The organism is Aeromonas sp. QDB56, from assembly GCF_027705505.1.
Classification (GTDB): Bacteria; Pseudomonadota; Gammaproteobacteria; order Enterobacterales; family Aeromonadaceae; genus Aeromonas; species Aeromonas caviae.
Genome location: NZ_JAPDBZ010000252.1, coordinates 1 through 1960, shown reverse-complemented (window position 1 = coordinate 1960; position 1960 = coordinate 1). Strand labels below are relative to the sequence as shown.

Annotated in this window: 3 protein-coding genes and 1 pseudogene; 1 reads left to right on the top strand and 3 read right to left on the bottom strand. The window is 60.2% G+C overall.

Translation table 11 applies throughout. From position 1 onward, the window contains the following. Positions 1-385, bottom strand: a pseudogene (locus tag OKB81_RS20180) (hypothetical protein); the annotation flags it as partial. Positions 386-394: 9 nt separating this feature from the next. On the opposite strand from OKB81_RS20180, the gene OKB81_RS20175 reads away from it, so the two are divergent. Continuing rightward, the gene (locus OKB81_RS20175; protein ID WP_223933791.1) at positions 395-547 is read left to right on the top strand and encodes a hypothetical protein; all 153 of its coding nucleotides are present in this window, start codon (positions 395-397) and stop codon (positions 545-547) included. A 76-nt stretch (positions 548-623) separates the two neighbouring features. On the opposite strand, the gene rplY is transcribed toward OKB81_RS20175, so the two are convergent. Further along, positions 624-911 (bottom strand): 50S ribosomal protein L25, encoded by a 288-nt coding sequence (gene rplY / locus OKB81_RS20170; protein ID WP_010674717.1) that lies wholly within the window; start codon positions 909-911, stop codon positions 624-626. A 163-nt stretch (positions 912-1074) separates the two neighbouring features. Next, positions 1075-1950 (bottom strand): LysM peptidoglycan-binding domain-containing protein, encoded by an 876-nt coding sequence (locus OKB81_RS20165; protein ID WP_069784726.1) that lies wholly within the window; start codon positions 1948-1950, stop codon positions 1075-1077. Between the last annotated feature and the right edge of the window lie 10 nt (positions 1951-1960).

Here is a 1960-nt window from a genome sequence, read left to right as displayed (position 1 = left end):
CCAGCGGGGCTGACGCCCCGGCGAAATTCCCCTCCCACCTACGTCGGAGGGAGTCCCCTTTCGCATTTAAGATGGGGTTGAAGGGGCGATCGATCACCCCGTGTTCAACGTTGAGATCGAGCGGCGAGACGTAGACCCGCTCCCAGGGCAGCGCCATGGCATCGCGAAAGTAGTAACGCTCCCCCTTGTTCTGCAACTGGTCGTCCGTCACACGCCACAGATGCTGGCCCTGGCGATCGATGCGCACCCGCTCCATGCCATCCGGGGCAAGCCAACGCACCTGGGCATAGTCGGGATTGCGGTTCAGCAGGATGGTGAACTGGACGGCCAGGGTGTCACGGTCATTGCGAGCCGCCGCTTCGAGCAGGATGGGTTCTTCCGACATGCTGCGCACATGGCGCAGCGGCACCGCCAGCTCGCCGTCAAGGCGGCCGCTGGCAAGCGCCAGGAAGGTGCTCTCATCACTGCGAACGCGATAGAGCTCGCGCTCGATCAGTGCATTGCCCAGCAGATAGCTACCTGCCAGGACAAGCAGCAGAATAGGTGAAAACAGCAGGATATTGCTGTAAAAACAAAGAGGCCACCCGATTGGGTGGCCTCTTCACAGGAAAGTTCGTTGTCGATTAGACGCGAACGAAATCCAGGTGAACCAGCTTGTAGCGAACCGGGTGACGCTGGATAGCCTTCACGTTCACTTTGACTTCTTCACCGTTGATGACCAGGGTCAGCTCGGAGGAGTAGAACTCCGGCTTCTCTTGGGCCAGGATCAGCTTCTTGTGGTCCAGGGTAACGGACACGGCTTCTTTGCCTGCACCGTAAACGATGGCAGGAACCAGGTCAGCATGACGCAGGCGGCGGCTCGCACCTTTCCCCAGGTCAGAACGGACTTCAGCTTGGAATACGAAAGACATAGTGATTATCTCTTTTAAGATGAATGTATGGTGTTGACTGCGACCGGTCAGCACCTCGCAAAACGAGCGCGAATACTAGCACGGGCCCGGAGGGGATACAAGGAAAGAACCCGCGTCACTCCTCTTTGGCCAAGAGGCACTCCACCACGCCTCTCGCCATCCCCTAGCGCCCCTGCTCCAGACGGGCAAACTGCTGCTGTCGCTGGGCCGGGCTCAGGGAATCGAATTGCGCCAGAGTCTGCGCTTTCGGGCAATAGAGGCGCTGCCCGGCCTGTACCTGGATCCCTTTGGCCATCCTGTCACGATTTTCCTGCACCAGCGCCAGCAGATAACTGTAAGTATCCGAGCCGCCGGCCTCCTTTGACTGAAGCTGGCTTGCAATGCGCCACAGGGTTTCTCCCGGCGCCACCTGATGACAAACCCGCGATGCCTCCCCTGCCGCCGTGGCGGAAAGAATCAGGGTCGCCTGCTCAGGGGCAGAATCTGCGGTGGCCATGGGCTGTGCATCTCCCTGTCTTGCCAAGGCCTGTGTGGGGACCAGCCCCCCAAGCCGTGCGAGCAAGGGCTCCCCCAGAGGCATCCGCATCTTCCTCTCCCGGGGCAGGGAGAACTCGGCGACAAAGGCGACAGCGCCCGGGACTTCGAACGAGGGGGCCGAGGAGGCGGCTTGCAGTACTGATTGGTGGGGAGCCATTCCATAGGCCATCTCATCGATGCGCTTCAGCCTGGCCAGGTAAGCCTTGGAGAGCTGGGCCTCCCCTTCGAACAGATCGAAGGGGGGCACCAGCCGGGCAGGAAAGAGGATCTGCCAGCGGCCATTCTTCTTTCTCTGTTCAAGTGGGGGAAACTGATTGCCCCGCCAGGCCGCAAAAATGGGCGGCACGGGGCGCTGCACCGGATAGAACTCCGGGTTGAGCTGCACCCAGGTTTGTTCCGCAATGGGTTGATACCCGCTGATGTTGACCAGTGCCACCCCCAGGGCGGGAGCACACTTTGTTGATATTTTAACCAAAGAATAACTGAGCCCGATAGTCGTCATTCCAGCCGGC